The organism is Pseudomonas putida (genome assembly GCF_002906855.1).
GTDB lineage: Bacteria > Pseudomonadota > Gammaproteobacteria > Pseudomonadales > Pseudomonadaceae > Aquipseudomonas > Aquipseudomonas putida_N.
On sequence record NZ_MINI01000038.1, the window covers coordinates 1,227,336 to 1,241,969 of the forward strand.

Genomic DNA, 14,634 nt, shown 5'->3' on the forward strand with positions numbered 1-14,634 from the left:
TCGTTGACCTGCTCGGTCGCCGACGACACTTCGCGGATCGAGCCGTGGATACGTTCGACGAAGCGGTTGAAGGCCTTGCCGAGAATGCCGAACTCGTCGTGGTTGTGGATGCTCAGGCGCTTGGTCAGGTCGCCTTCACCTTCGGCGATGTCTTCCATGGCGCGGGTCATGGTGTGCAGCGGCTGCATCAGCACGCGGATCAGCAGGCCGAGCAGGCCGATGATGATCACCACCGCCACCAGGGTGGCGATCACCGCCGAGGTGCGGAAGGTGCTGAGCATGGCAAAGGCCTTGTCCTTGTCCACCGACAGGCCGATGTACCAGTTGGCCGAGGGCAGGCCCTTGATCGGGGTGAAGGTCAGCAGGCGAGCCTGGCCGTTGGCGTCGACTTCGGTCAGTTCGCCGGACAGTTTCGGCGTTTGCTGCGGGAACAGATCCGACAGCGACTTCATGACCAGTTCTTTGTCCGGGTGGACCAGGATCTTGCCCTGGTCGTTGACCAGGAAGGCATAACCCATGCCGCCAAAGTTCAGCGAGTTGATGATCTGCACCAGGCCATCGAGGGCCAGGTCGCCACCGACCACGCCAACACTGGCGGAAACCTTGCTGAGGATGCCGATGACCATTTTGTTGGTGGTCAGGTCGATGTAGGGCTCGGTGAGAATCGCACCCTGGGCGTTCATGCCGTCCTTGTACCAGGGGCGGGTACGCGGGTCGTAGCCATCAGGCATCTTGGAGTCCGGACGCACGCTGAAACCACCATCGACCTTGCCCAGGTAGACGGTGAGGAAACTCGAGATCAGGGCATTCTGGCCCATCAGTGTTTCGGCGTTGGCCGGTTGCTGGGCAATGTTCTGCGCCAGGTTTTCCACCAGCTTGATACGGCCATCGAACAGGTTGCGGATGTTGGTCGAAGTGGATTCGCCCATTTCAGCCAGATAATTGTCCAGATTCTCGCGGATCGCATTACGCTGGAGGTAATCGTTGTAAAGGGTGAACAGGCTGAAGGCGAGTATCACGATCAATGACGCAGCCAGAAGGATCTTGTGGCTGAAACGCAGGTTTTTGTTCATGGCGTAATCGGTTCCGCTAAGGTTTTTATCGGGCGTTCGCACGGTGTCGCTGCAAACAGTGCAACATCCCGAAAAGTCCTTTTTCGGTTGCTCCTGTCTATTAAGGCGAATATCACCCAAAGGTATCGGCCGAATTAAGCTAAAGCTTGAGCGGGGGATTAAAGAGATGTCAGAAACATCGACCATAGTTGTAGGCGCAGACCCGGGTGGGCAACCCGTTCAGCAAGCCATGCGCCTCGCCAATCGCCACGGCTTGGTCGCCGGGGCTACCGGCACCGGCAAGACCGTGACCCTGCAGCACCTGGCGGAAGTGTTCAGCGATGCTGGGGTGGCGGTGTTCGCGGCAGATGTCAAAGGCGACCTGTGCGGCCTGGGTGCGGCAGGTGCGCCACAAGGCAAGGTGGCCGAGCGGATCGCTGGCATGCCTTGGCTGGGACACACTCCAAAAGCCTATCCGGTAACGCTCTGGGATGTGGCGGGCCAGTCCGGCCACCCTTTGCGTACCACGCTCAGCGAAATGGGCCCGTTGCTGCTCGGCAACCTGCTGGAGTTGACCGACAGCCAGCAGGCCGCGCTGTATGCGGCGTACAAGGTGGCGGATCGAGAAGGCTTGCTGCTGCTTGATCTAAAAGACCTCAAGGCCTTGTTGGCGCACCTGAAGGACAACCCGCAGCTGCTGGGTGAAGACAGTGCGTTGATGACCACTGGCTCGACCCAGGCCTTGCTGCGCCGGCTGGCAACCCTGGAGCAGCAGGGCGCCGAGGCGTTGTTTGGCGAACCAGCGCTGCAGCTGGAGGACCTGTTGCAGCCAGATGCCGATGGCCGTGGGCGTATCCACCTGCTGGACGCCAGCCGGCTGGTGCATGAGGCACCGAAGGTGTACGCAACATTCCTGCTGTGGCTGCTGGCCGAGCTGTTCGAGCAGCTGCCGGAGCGCGGTGATGCCGACAAGCCGGTACTGGCGCTGTTCTTCGATGAGGCGCATCTGTTGTTCAACGGCACGCCCAAAGCACTGCAGGACCGCCTTGAGCAGGTGGTACGGCTGATCCGTTCCAAGGGGGTTGGCGTGTATTTCGTCACCCAGTCGCCGGGCGATCTGCCAGATAGCGTATTGGCCCAATTGGGCTTGCGTATCCAGCACGGCCTGCGCGCGTTCACCGCCAAAGAGCAAAAGTCGCTCAGGGCCGTGGCGGATGGCTTCCGCCCGAACCCGGCATTTGACAGCCTGGCGGTGCTGACCGAGCTGGGGATCGGCGAGGCATTGGTCGGCACCCTGGAAGACAAGGGCACGCCGGCGATGGTCCAGCGGGTGCTGATCGCACCACCGCAATCGCGGATCGGGCCGCTGAGTACGGCTGAGCGCAGTGCGTTGATAGCGACTTCGCCTTTACTGGGGCGGTATGACAAGGCGATCGACCGGGAGTCGGCGTATGAAATGCTGACCCAGCGCAAAGGAGAGCCAGTGGAGCCGACGCCAGTGCCAAAGGCGGACGAAGAGAGTTTCACCGACAAGGCAGGCGAGTTTCTGCAGAGTGCAGCGGGACAGGCGATCAAGTCGGCAGTGCGCCAGGCGGCCAATCAGTTGGGGCGGCAGCTGGTGCGTGGGTTGATGGGGTCGTTGCTGGGTGGCAAGAAAAGGTAAGCACCCACGAAAAAGGCGCCCTGGGGCGCCTTTTTCAGTGCAGCGGGATCGCTCAGGCCAGTGCCTTGGACGCCAGCCAGAACAGGCCGGCCGCCAGGCCCATCGAGGCCGGCAGGGTCAGTACCCAGGCCAGCAGGATGGTCTTCACGGTGCCGCCTTGAAGGCCGCTCTTGTTGGCGACCATGGTGCCGGCAACGCCGGACGACAGCACGTGGGTGGTCGATACCGGCAGGGCGAACACGTTGGCCATGCCGATGGCGCAGGCCGCGGTGATCTGTGCCGACATGCCTTGGGCATAGGTCATGCCCTGCTTGCCGATCTTCTCGCCGACGGTCAGTACCACACGCTTCCAGCCAACCATGGTGCCCAGGCCCAGGGCCAGGGCGACGGCCACGATCACCCAGAACGGGGCGTATTCGGTGGTAGCGGTCAGGTCCTTGCGCAGCTTCTCGAGGTCGGCCTTTTCACGGGCGTCCAGGCCAGGCAGCTTGCCGACCTTCTTCGCGGTGTCGTCCAGGCACAGCAGGTAGCGGCGCACTTCGACACGCTTCTCGGCATCCAGCGCGTGGTAATCGGTCACGCCTTGCAGCGAGGATTGCAGGGCGGCGATGGTCGGTTCGGTCTGCTGCGGGTTGCAGCTGAACTGCTCCGGCAGGTCGGTCGACTTGGCCTTGCCCAGTGCCAGGAACTCGCCCAGGGTGGCGGCGTTGCGCTGGTAGAACTGGCTCATGTGCAGGGTGGCGTCGCGGGTGCGCTCGATCTGGTAGGTGGTGCTGTTCAGGTCGAGGACAAACTTGGCCGGGACGATACCGATCAGCACCAGCATGATCAGGCCGATACCTTTCTGGCCATCGTTGGAGCCGTGTACGAAGCTCACGCCCATGGCCGAGATCACCAGGACCAGACGGTTCCAGAACGGTGGGTGCTTTTTGTCGTCGAGCTTGCGGCGCTGGTCCGGGGTCTTGTGCATCTTCGACAGCGGGCGCCACCATTTCAGGCCGACCAGCACCAGTGCGGCGACAGCGAAGCCGGCAATTGGCGAGACCACCAGCGACATGGCGATGTCGATCGCCTTCTGCCAGTTGACGCCATCGCCCAGCGGGATGTCGTTGATCAAAGCGTTGGCCAGGCCCACGCCGAGGATCGAGCCGATCAGGGTGTGCGAGCTGGAAGCGGGAATGCCGAAGTACCAGGTGCCGAGGTTCCAGGTGATGGCCGCGGCCAGCAACGAGAAGACCATGGCCAGGCCATGCCCGGTATTCACATTGATCAGCAGTTCGACCGGCAGCAGGTGCACGATGGCGTAGGCCACCCCGACACCACCGAGCAGAACGCCGAGGAAGTTGAACACCCCGGAGAAGAACACGGCCAGGTGTGGTGGCATGGCTTTGGTATAGATGACGGTGGCTACCGCGTTTGCGGTGTCATGAAAGCCATTGATGAACTCGAATGCGAGCACGAAGGTCAGGGCGAGCAGCAGGCTCACCAATACCCAGGCATCCAGTCCGCTGAATAAATCGATCATGAAGGTTGTCTGGCGGTCATAGGGGGGCGGGATTATGCCAGAAAACCTTGGCAATCGATGCACCCACAGCTGACCGATGGCAGCTATGTGAGCACCCTCTTAGCCCGGCAGGTTACGTGATCTGGCGGAAAAAGTTCCGTTAATAATCAAGAAATCGCGAAAAATTCGTTAAATTTCCGGAAAAATCTTGGTGCGGTGACACTTCAAACGGTTGTATGAAATTTGTGTAATTCCATTTCATCCTCGGCCATTCGGTAAAGATCGGCCGCATCGAGGGCGCCTGGCCCGCGACGTGATGACAGTGCAACAGGCAGCTCAGGGCTGCTCGTTGCGCAGTTCCTTTTCCATTTTTTCCAGTTCCTGGCTGAAGGCCTGGTCCTGAACGGTGGCGCGTTTGCGCCAAGGCTTGCGTTCCGGTTCCGGTTGCGCCGCATAGGTAGTGACTTCACCACCGTAAACTTCCTTGTAACGTTCTGCCTGGCGCTCGAGTTCCGCGCGCAGTTCATCTTTCGTCACAGTAATACCTGAATGAGTAGAAGTGGCTGATGTTGCGTGCAGGTGCAAGTTGCCCATGCACGACGTGCTGGTTGGCGGATGAAAGCCGGGCCAGTATTCCATTGCCGGAGTGTCGATCCGGGCCAGCGGAATCGATTATAGCAATCGGTAAATCGTCAAACAGGGATATTTATGTAATAGCGTGCAAAGTTTCAAGGCCACAGCGGCCTGTACAAACTTTGAGCAAACAGCTCCGGGAAGAGTTCACTGCCTTTTTACCCCAAGGCGGAAATAAAACGGCCCCGCACGAGGCGAGGCCGTTGCCTGGGGACTTCTACGGTGGGTACCTGACCAGTCTCTCCAAAGAAGCCACATGTGGCAGGAGAAAGGTATAAGTAAATTTGTCGGCGGTCAATTGCGATTATCGGCCGTTCGTTCGATAATCGCACGAGCCAGCGATTTTTTGAGGTGAGCGATGAACGACGAAACCACGGCCAACGAATCTGCCAACCCGGAGGCGATACGCCCGAGCGCACCCGCACTGGCACCGCCGATCGTGGCCTCGCCGGCCAAGCGTATTCAGGCATTTACCGGTGACCCTGACTTCATGACCTCCCTGGCGCGTGGCCTGGCGGTGATCCAGGCCTTCCAGGAGCGCAAGCGCCACCTGACCATCGCTCAGATCAGCCATCGCACCGAAATCCCCAGGGCTGCCGTGCGCCGTTGCCTGCACACGCTGATCAAGCTCGGTTACGCCACCACTGACGGGCGCACCTATTCGCTGTTGCCGAAGGTGCTGACCCTGGGCCATGCCTACCTGTCGTCGACGCCGCTGGCGGTGTCGGCCCAGCCCTATCTGGACCGCATCAGCGACCAGTTGCACGAGGCTGCCAACATGGCCACCCTCGAAGGCGACGACATCCTTTATATAGCCCGTTCGGCCACGGTGGAGCGGCTGATTTCGGTCGACCTTTCGGTTGGTGGGCGGTTGCCGGCCTATTGCACGTCCATGGGCCGCATCCTGCTGGCGGCGATGGACGACACCAGCCTGCGCGAATATCTCGACCGCGCCGACCTCAAGGCGCGCACCAGCCGAACCCTGAACGACCCCGAGTCGTTGTTCGCCTGCATCCAGCAGGTGCGGGAGCAGGGCTGGTGCGTGGTCGATCAGGAACTGGAACAGGGACTGCGCTCGATCGCCGTGCCTATCTATGATGCGTCCGGGCAGGTGCTGGCGGCGCTGAACGTGAGCACCCATGTCGGGCGGGTGACGCGCAGCGAGCTTGAGCAGCGCTTTCTGCCGATTCTGCTGGCGGCCAGCCGCGACCTTTGTCACCAGTTGTTCGGTTGACGGTGTTGGCGACACTGTTTCCTGTTCGATAAACGCACAGTGTCGCTCCGGGTGAATTGCGCCACCCGCCATCGCTGATTAATGTCTCTCGCAACGGTCGGCTATGCCGACCGATACAAGAAAAACACAAGAGGCGCATCCCATGACCACTGTCACTCGACTGCCGCGGCCGCACCCGTTCGCAGTACCGTTGTATCCAGGCTGATTCAGGCCGCACTTATTCGATATTCAAGCCCTGTGCTCTTGACCCAAGTGCAGTGGCCGACCGTGCCCCCTTTCTGGATAACAACAATGAACCAACCTCACTCTGTCGGGAATAATCTCGACGTCCAGTCGTTCATCAATGAACAACCGCTGTCGCGCTATCAGTGGCGCGTGGTGATCCTCTGCTTCCTGATCGTTTTCCTCGATGGCCTCGATACTGCGGCCATGGGCTTTATCGCGCCTGCCTTGTCGCAGGAGTGGGGCATCGACCGTGCCAGCCTCGGTCCGGTGATGAGTGCCGCGTTGATCGGCATGGTGTTCGGTGCCCTGGGCTCCGGGCCGCTGGCCGATCGTTTCGGGCGCAAGGGCGTGCTGGTCGGTGCGGTGCTGGTGTTCGGTGGTTTCAGCCTGGCCTCGGCCTATGCCGGCAACGTTGACCAACTGCTGGTGCTGCGCTTCCTGACGGGCCTGGGGCTGGGGGCGGGGATGCCCAATGCCACCACGCTGCTGTCCGAATATACCCCGGAACGCCTCAAGTCGCTGCTGGTGACCAGTATGTTCTGCGGCTTCAACCTGGGCATGGCCGGTGGTGGATTCATCTCCGCGAAGATGATCCCGGCCTATGGCTGGCACAGCCTGCTGGTGATCGGTGGCGTGCTGCCGTTGCTGCTGGCCGTAGTGCTGATGATCTGGTTGCCGGAATCAGCGCGCTTCCTGGTGGTGCGCAACCGCGGTAACGACAAGGTGCGCAAGACCTTGTCACCGATCGCGCCGGCGGTGGTGGCACAGGCGGCCAGCTTCAGCGTACCGGAGCAGAAGGCCGTGGCTGCGCGCAATGTGTTTGCGGTGATCTTCTCGGGTACCTACGGCCTGGGCACGGTGCTGCTGTGGCTGACCTACTTCATGGGCCTGGTGATCGTCTACCTGCTGACCAGCTGGCTGCCGACATTGATGCGCGACAGCGGCGCCAGCATGGAACAGGCCGCGTTCATCGGTGCGCTGTTCCAGTTCGGCGGTGTGCTCAGCGCCGTGGGGGTAGGCTGGGCCATGGACCGTTTCAACCCGCACAAGGTCATTGGCATCTTCTACCTGCTGGCCGGGGTGTTTGCCTACGCCGTGGGCCAGAGCCTGGGCAACATCACCGTGCTCGCCACCCTGGTGCTGGTGGCCGGCATGTGTGTCAACGGTGCGCAGTCGGCCATGCCATCGCTGGCTGCACGCTTCTACCCGACCCAAGGTCGCGCCACAGGCGTATCGTGGATGCTGGGCATCGGCCGCTTCGGCGCAATCCTCGGGGCCTGGAGCGGAGCCACGCTGCTGGGCCTGGGCTGGAACTTCGAGCAGGTTCTGACCGCCTTGCTGGTGCCGGCGGCGCTGGCGACGGTGGGCGTGGTCGTCAAGGGGCTGGTGAGCCACGCCGACGCGACCTGATCAGGCGGGGCCGCACGGCGGCCCCGTCATCGGAGATGGATAGCAGGGTAACATTTTGTTCGATAACCGCACGTTTAGTCGATTATCGAATTGTAAGCGACCCCTCAGTCTCCTTAATCTGGGCTCAACGTAGCACCCCTGGCAGGAGAAGCCTGATGCGTGAAGTATTTATCTGTGACGCCATCCGCACCCCGATCGGCCGCTTCGGCGGCGCCTTGGCCGGCGTGCGTGCCGACGACCTGGCAGCCGTTCCACTTAAGGCGCTGATCGAACGCAACCCGTCGGTACAGTGGGACCAGCTCGACGAAGTGTTCTTCGGCTGCGCCAACCAGGCCGGTGAAGACAACCGCAACGTCGCGCGCATGGCTCTGCTGCTGGCTGGCCTGCCAGAGAGCGTCCCGGGCGTGACCCTGAACCGCCTGTGCGCTTCGGGCATGGATGCCATCGGTACTGCTTTCCGCGCCATTGCCAGCGGTGAAATGGAGTTTGTGATTGCCGGCGGCGTCGAGTCGATGTCGCGTGCGCCGTTCGTCATGGGCAAGGCCGAAAGCGGTTACTCGCGCAACATGAAGCTGGAAGACACCACCATCGGCTGGCGTTTCATCAACCCGTTGATGAAGAGCCAGTACGGTGTCGACGCCATGCCGGAAACCGCCGACAACGTGGCTGACGACTACCAGGTGTCCCGCGCTGACCAGGACGTCTTTGCCCTGCGCAGCCAGCAGAAGGCTGCTGCGGCCCAGGCTGCCGGTTTCTTCGCTGAAGAGATCGTGCCCGTGCGTATCGCTCACAAGAAAGGCGAAACCATCGTTGAGCGTGACGAACACCTGCGTCCTGAGACCACTCTCGAAGCGCTGACCAAGCTCAAGCCGGTCAACGGCCCGGACAAGACCGTCACCGCGGGCAACGCCTCGGGCGTCAACGATGGCGCTGCGGCACTGATCCTGGCCTCGGCCGAGGCAGTGAAGAAACACGGCCTGACCCCACGTGCCCGCGTACTGGGCATGGCCAGCGCCGGTGTTGCCCCGCGTGTCATGGGCATCGGCCCGGTGCCAGCGGTGCGCAAGTTGACCGAGCGTCTGGGTGTGGCAGTAACCGATTTCGATGTGATCGAGCTCAACGAAGCCTTTGCCAGCCAAGGCCTGGCGGTGCTGCGTGAGTTGGGTGTGGCCGACGATGCGCCGCAGGTGAACCCCAACGGCGGCGCGATTGCCCTGGGCCACCCGCTGGGCATGAGCGGCGCGCGCCTGGTGCTGACTGCGCTTCACCAGCTGGAGAAGAGCGGTGGGCGCAAGGGCTTGGCGACCATGTGTGTGGGCGTCGGCCAAGGCCTGGCTTTGGCTATCGAGCGGGTTTGACCTGTACCGGCCTCTTCGCGGGACAAGCCCGCTCCTACAAGGGAACCACGCTGCCCCTGTAGGAGCGGGCTTGTCCCGCGAAGAGGCCGGCACCTACGGCACAAGGCCAATTGCCAGCCCGCAAGCGGAACGAGTGTGTTACTAGGTATGTCTAGACTTACCTGTGACCCTCCAGGAGTGAACACGCCATGACCTCAACCTATTACACCGGTGAAGAGCGCAGCAAACGCATCTTCGCTATCGTCGGTGCCTCTTCGGGCAACCTGGTGGAATGGTTCGACTTCTACGTCTATGCCTTCAGCGCGATCTACTTCGCCGCGTCCTTCTTCCCCTCCGACGACCCAACCGTGCAGCTGCTCAACACAGCCGGCGTATTTGCTGCGGGCTTCCTGATGCGCCCGATCGGTGGCTGGATCTTCGGTCGCCTGGCCGACCGCCATGGCCGCAAGAATTCCCTGATGATCTCGGTGCTGATGATGTGCTTCGGCTCGCTGATGATCGCCTGCCTGCCGACCTATTCGAGCATCGGTGCCTGGGCACCGGCGTTGCTGCTGCTCGCGCGGCTGATCCAGGGCCTGTCGGTGGGGGGCGAGTATGGCACCACCGCGACCTACATGAGTGAAGTGGCCCTGCGCGGTCAGCGCGGTTTCTTCGCGTCGTTCCAGTACGTGACCCTGATCGGCGGCCAGTTGCTGGCGGTGCTAGTGGTGGTGATCATGCAACAACTGCTGACCGAGGAAGAGCTGCGTGCCTGGGGCTGGCGAATTCCGTTCGTGGTCGGTGCCATTGCCGCGCTGATCTCGCTGATGCTGCGCCGCTCGCTGCACGAAACCAGCAGCGCCGAAACCCGCAAGGACAAGGAAGCCGGCACCATCAAGGGGCTGTTCCGCAACCACACCGCAGCGTTCATTACCGTGCTGGGCTACACCGCCGGTGGCTCGCTGATCTTCTACACCTTCACCACCTACATGCAGAAGTACCTGGTCAACACGGCAGGCATGCCTGCGAAGACCGCCAGTTTCGTGATGACCGGCGCGCTGTTCCTGTACATGGTGATGCAGCCGTTCTTCGGCATGCTCTCCGACCGCATCGGCCGGCGTAACTCGATGCTGCTGTTTGGTGCGTTGGGCACGATCTTTACCGTACCGCTGCTGATGGCGCTGAAGACCGTGAGCAGCCCGTTCATGGCTTTCGTACTGATCACCCTGGCCCTGTGCATCGTCAGTTTCTACACCTCGATCAGTGGCCTGGTGAAAGCCGAGATGTTCCCGCCGCAGGTCCGTGCGCTGGGCGTGGGCCTGGCTTACGCAGTGGCCAACGCAGCGTTTGGTGGTTCGGCTGAGTATGTGGCCCTGGGGCTGAAGACCATGGGCATGGAGAACACCTTCTACTGGTACGTGACGGCCATGATGGCGATTGCCTTCCTGTTCAGCCTGCGCCTGCCGAAGCAGGCGCAATACCTGCACCACGATGATTAAGGACGTTGCATGAGCAACCAACTGTTCGACGCCTACTTCACCGCGCCGGCCATGCGCGACGTGTTCTCCGACCGTGGCCGCCTGCAGGGCATGCTCGACTTCGAGGCCGCACTGGCCCGTGCCGAGGCCGCTGCCGGCCTGGTGCCGCACAGTGCCGTGGCGGCCATCGAGGCGGCCTGCCAGGCCGAGCGCTATGACGTGCGGGCGCTGGCCGATGCCATCGCCACCGCCGGCAACTCGGCGATCCCGCTGGTCAAGGCGCTGGGCAAGGTGATCGCCAGTGGTGTGCCCGAAGCCGAGCGTTACGTGCACCTGGGCGCCACCAGCCAGGATGCGATGGATACCGGGCTGGTGTTGCAGTTGCGCGACGCACTGGCGCTGATCGAAGCGGACCTCGGCAAGCTGGCCGAGACCTTGGCGCGCCAGGCCTTGCAACATGCCGACACGCCACTGGTTGGCCGCACCTGGCTGCAACATGCCACGCCAGTGACCTTGGGCATGAAGCTGGCAGGTGTGCTTGGTGCCTTGACCCGCCATCGTCAGCGCCTGCAGGAACTGCGCCCGCGACTGCTGGTGCTGCAGTTCGGTGGTGCTTCCGGGAGCCTGGCGGCCCTGGGCAGCAAAGCCATGCCGGTGGCGGAAGCGCTGGCCGAACAACTCAAGCTGACCTTGCCCGAGCAGCCTTGGCACACCCAGCGTGATCGCCTGGTGGAATTCGCGTCGGTGTTGGGCCTGGTTGCCGGCAGCCTGGGCAAGTTCGGCCGTGATGTCAGCCTGCTGATGCAGACCGAGGCCGGTGAGGTGTTCGAGCCTTCCGCGCCGGGTAAGGGCGGTTCCTCGACCATGCCGCACAAGCGCAATCCGGTCGGTGCTGCGGTGCTGATCGGCGCTGCGACCCGCGTGCCGGGCCTGCTTTCGACGCTGTTCGCCGCCATGCCCCAGGAGCACGAGCGCAGCCTTGGCCTGTGGCATGCCGAATGGGAAACCTTGCCGGACATCTGCTGCCTGGTCTCCGGCGCCCTGCGCCAGGCCCAGGTGATCGCCGAGGGCATGGAAGTGGATGCCGAACGCATGCGCCGCAACCTCGACCTGACACAAGGCCTGGTGCTGGCCGAGGCGGTCAGCATCGTGCTCGCCCAGCGCCTGGGCCGTGACCGTGCCCACCACTTGCTGGAGCAATGCTGCCAGCGGGCCGTGGCCGAACAGCGCCATTTGCGCGCCGTGCTGGGTGACGAGCCGCAGGTCAATGCCGAGCTGAGCGCGGAAGAACTCGACCGCCTGCTCGACCCTGCTCATTACCTTGGCCAGGCCCGCGTCTGGGTGGCGCGCGCCGTGGCTGAACATCAACGTTTGACTGCCTGAAGGAGACCGCTGTGGCGCACTTGCAACTGGCCGATGGCGTACTGAACTACCAACTCGACGGCCCGGCCGACGCTCCGGTGCTGGTCCTGTCCAACTCGCTGGGTACCGACCTTGGCATGTGGGACAGCCAGATCCCGCTGTGGAGCGAACACTTGCGCGTGTTGCGCTACGACACCCGTGGCCATGGCGCTTCACTGGTCACTGATGGCCCCTACAGCATCGAGCAGCTGGGCCAGGATGTACTGGCGCTGCTCGACGCGCTGGACATTCAGCACGCGCACTTCGTCGGCCTGTCCATGGGCGGCCTGATCGGCCAGTGGTTGGGTATTCATGCAGGCGCGCGCCTGCACAGCCTGACTCTGTGCAACACGGCAGCCAAGATCGCCAACGACGAGGTGTGGAACACCCGTATCGACACCGTGCTCAAGGGCGGCCAGCAAGCCATGGTCGACCTGCGCGATGCCTCCATCGCCCGCTGGTTCACCCCGAAGTTTGCCGAGCAGCAGCCGAAAGAGGCCCAGCGTATCTGCCAGATGCTGGCGCAAACCAGCCCGCAAGGGTATGCCGCCAACTGCGCGGCCGTGCGTGATGCCGATTTCCGTGAGCAACTGGGCCGCATCCAGGTGGCGACGTTGATCGTCGCCGGCACCGAAGACGTGGTCACCACGCCGGAGCATGGCCGCTTCATGCAGGCCGGTATCATCGGTGCCACCTACGCCGAGTTCCCGGCGGCGCACCTGTCCAACGTCGAGATTGGTGAGGCATTCAGCCGCCGCGTGCTCGACTTCCTGCTGGCTCGCTGAGGAATTGGCCATGGACGAGAAACAACGTTACGACGCTGGCATGCAGGTTCGTCGCGCAGTGCTGGGTGATGCCCATGTGGATCGCAGCCTGGAGAAGCTCAACGACTTCAACGGCGAATTCCAGGAAATGATCACCCGGCACGCCTGGGGCGACATCTGGACCCGCCCAGGCCTGCCGCGTCACACCCGCAGCCTGATCACCATCGCCATGTTGATCGGCATGAACCGTAACGACGAGCTCAAGCTGCACCTGCGCGCCGCAGCCAACAACGGCGTGACCCGTGACGAGATCAAGGAAGTGCTGATGCAGAGCGCGATCTATTGCGGCATCCCGGCAGCCAATGCCACCTTCCACCTGGCCGAGTCGGTGTGGGATGAGCTGGGCGTAGAGTCGCGGGGTTAAACCCCGCGTATGGCCACTGGCCCGGCATTGGCTTCCACGGCCTGTTTCAGTGCCGGGCACAGGCCCAACATGAATGCCGCTTCAGCCACCACGAACAGCGGGCCGATGATCAGCCCGCTGATATCGTCGACGAACGCCGGCTTGCGGCCTTCGTAATGATGCCCGACGAACTGGATGATCCAGCCCACCACGAACGCACCTAGGCCGGCGCTGAGCCACAGGCCGGTGGATTGCGTGGCCAGCGCCTGGCCGATCCACAGGGACAGGCCAAGCAGCAGGCCCATGACCAGGCCGAAACGCAGGTCCAGGCGCAGGTAGAACCGCACGGCAGCTGCTGCGGCGAGCAGGGCAGGGGATAGCCAGATGCCGGCCAGGTCCCAGCCGGGGCGCGACAGCAGTACCGTGACGGCGACGACAATCAGCGGAATGCCGACGAAGTGGGTGGCGATGTTGCGTGGGTCGCGATGGTAGTTGGCGTATTGGCTCAGGTGTTCGACGAGGTTTTTCATTGTTGTTCCTCCCTGGGTGGCCGATGTCTCGATATAGCTGAGAATAGCCCGCAGTCACCACCATCATCAGTTCAGCGAATGGCAGCAGCGCGCATTGGTGCATCCAACCCCACCAGGGTCTCGATCATTGCCCGTGCTGCCGGTGACAAGCGGTAGCCGCTGCGGCTGACCACCCCACATCTCACACTCAGCACCTCCAGGGCCGGTGGCAGGTTGCGCCAGTGCAGGCGCACCAGGCGCCCGCTGGCGAGGTCGTCGGCCACGGCTTCTTCGCTGGCGGTGCCCACGGCATCGCTGGCCAGCACCACGCTGCGCAATACCGCCAGATGCTCGGTCTGCAAGTGCGGGATGAAGTCGCTGCGCCCGCTCAGGTTGGCCAGGCGCTTGCGCACGCCGGGTGCAAGCAGGGCACTGGCCAAGGGGTAGGCGAACAGGTCGTTGGTCGACAGGCTGTCCTTGGCCAGCAGCGGGTGGCCGGGGCGGCAGAAGAACAGCCCGGGGCGCGGCGTGAGCGGTGCGGTGTGGAAATTGGGGTCGGCTTCGAAGGGGCGGATGTCATCGACGAAGAACTCGATCTGCTCGCGGCGCAGTGCCTGGCCCAGGCGCTCGGCATTGTCCACTACCAGCGCCGTGCGGATGCCGGGGTAGCTGGCAATGAAATGCTGCAGTGCTTGCGGGACCAGGCGCACGGCCAGGGCCGGGCCGCTGCCGAAATGCAGCTCGCCAGCGTCGAGCTTGGTCATTTGCAGCACTTCGTTGCTCAGCTGATTGGCGCCTTGCACCAGGCGGCGGGCATGCTGCAGCACCACCAGGCCCTCGGGGGTAGGGGGCAGGGCCTTGCTGGCGCGGTCGACCAGGGGGCAGCCGAAGGTGTGTTCGAGGCCTTGGATGGCTCGGCTGAAGGCGGGTTGGGTGATACCCATGGCTTGCGCGGCGCGGACGAAACTGCGGTATTCGGTGAGGGCGATGAAGTAGCGCAGTTGGCGAAGGTCCATGTCGA

12 protein-coding genes and 1 pseudogene are annotated in these 14,634 nt (G+C 62.9%); 8 read left to right on the forward strand and 5 right to left on the reverse strand.

Going from position 1 to position 14,634, the window contains the following annotated elements; all coding sequences use genetic code 11:
- Positions 1 to 56: 56 nt before the first annotated feature.
- Positions 57 to 1,259, reverse strand: a pseudogene (locus BGP85_RS29635) (HAMP domain-containing protein); the annotation flags it as partial.
- Between BGP85_RS29635 and BGP85_RS18335 the strand changes: the two are divergent.
- Positions 1,240 to 2,715 (forward strand): helicase HerA-like domain-containing protein, encoded by a 1,476-nt coding sequence (locus BGP85_RS18335; protein WP_103449310.1) that lies wholly within the window; start codon positions 1,240 to 1,242, stop codon positions 2,713 to 2,715. The pseudogene BGP85_RS29635 and the gene BGP85_RS18335 overlap by 20 nt on opposite strands.
- Positions 2,716 to 2,767: 52 nt before the next feature.
- Here the strand turns inward: BGP85_RS18335 and BGP85_RS18340 are convergent, their stop codons facing one another.
- Entirely contained in the window at positions 2,768 to 4,240 is a 1,473-nt protein-coding gene (locus BGP85_RS18340; protein WP_079226693.1) for an inorganic phosphate transporter, read from the reverse strand.
- Positions 4,241 to 4,555: 315 nt separating this feature from the next.
- Positions 4,556 to 4,756 carry a hypothetical protein gene (locus BGP85_RS18345; protein ID WP_103449311.1) on the reverse strand — a complete coding sequence of 67 codons (201 nt, stop codon included), beginning with the start codon at positions 4,754 to 4,756 and terminating at the stop codon, positions 4,556 to 4,558.
- Positions 4,757 to 5,210: 454 nt separating this feature from the next.
- Between BGP85_RS18345 and pcaR the strand changes: the two genes are divergently transcribed.
- The 7 genes from pcaR to pcaC all read left to right on the forward strand — a co-directional run bounded on the left by pcaR (position 5,211) and on the right by pcaC (position 13,125).
- Positions 5,211 to 6,086: a pca regulon transcriptional regulator PcaR gene (gene pcaR, locus BGP85_RS18350; protein WP_181004539.1), complete on the forward strand. Its 876-nt coding sequence runs from the start codon at positions 5,211 to 5,213 to the stop codon at positions 6,084 to 6,086.
- A 291-nt stretch (positions 6,087 to 6,377) separates the two neighbouring features.
- Positions 6,378 to 7,721 carry an MFS transporter gene (locus BGP85_RS18355; protein ID WP_103449312.1) on the forward strand — a complete coding sequence of 448 codons (1,344 nt, stop codon included), beginning with the start codon at positions 6,378 to 6,380 and terminating at the stop codon, positions 7,719 to 7,721.
- 152 nt (positions 7,722 to 7,873) lie between these two features.
- Positions 7,874 to 9,079 carry a 3-oxoadipyl-CoA thiolase gene (gene pcaF, locus BGP85_RS18360; RefSeq protein WP_181004564.1) on the forward strand — a complete coding sequence of 402 codons (1,206 nt, stop codon included), beginning with the start codon at positions 7,874 to 7,876 and terminating at the stop codon, positions 9,077 to 9,079.
- A gap of 188 nt (positions 9,080 to 9,267) precedes the next feature.
- On the forward strand, positions 9,268 to 10,557 hold the full coding sequence (locus BGP85_RS18365; protein ID WP_103449314.1) for an MFS family transporter: 1,290 nt from the start codon (positions 9,268 to 9,270) through the stop codon (positions 10,555 to 10,557).
- 9 nt (positions 10,558 to 10,566) lie between these two features.
- A complete protein-coding gene (locus tag BGP85_RS18370; protein ID WP_103449315.1) occupies positions 10,567 to 11,919 on the forward strand; it encodes a 3-carboxy-cis,cis-muconate cycloisomerase in 1,353 nt (450 codons plus the stop codon).
- 11 nt (positions 11,920 to 11,930) lie between these two features.
- Positions 11,931 to 12,722: a 3-oxoadipate enol-lactonase gene (gene pcaD, locus BGP85_RS18375; RefSeq protein ID WP_103449316.1), complete on the forward strand. Its 792-nt coding sequence runs from the start codon at positions 11,931 to 11,933 to the stop codon at positions 12,720 to 12,722.
- A 10-nt stretch (positions 12,723 to 12,732) separates the two neighbouring features.
- The gene (gene pcaC, locus BGP85_RS18380) at positions 12,733 to 13,125 is read left to right on the forward strand and encodes a 4-carboxymuconolactone decarboxylase (protein ID WP_028635111.1); all 393 of its coding nucleotides are present in this window, start codon (positions 12,733 to 12,735) and stop codon (positions 13,123 to 13,125) included.
- Here the strand turns inward: pcaC and BGP85_RS18385 are convergent.
- Both BGP85_RS18385 and BGP85_RS18390 read right to left on the reverse strand, forming a co-directional pair.
- Positions 13,122 to 13,634: an Mpo1 family 2-hydroxy fatty acid dioxygenase gene (locus tag BGP85_RS18385; RefSeq protein ID WP_103449317.1), complete on the reverse strand. Its 513-nt coding sequence runs from the start codon at positions 13,632 to 13,634 to the stop codon at positions 13,122 to 13,124. The genes pcaC and BGP85_RS18385 overlap by 4 nt on opposite strands.
- 71 nt (positions 13,635 to 13,705) lie before the next feature.
- Complete coding sequence (locus tag BGP85_RS18390) at positions 13,706 to 14,629, reverse strand: LysR family transcriptional regulator (protein ID WP_103449318.1); 924 nt, start codon at positions 14,627 to 14,629, stop codon at positions 13,706 to 13,708.
- Between the last annotated feature and the right edge of the window lie 5 nt (positions 14,630 to 14,634).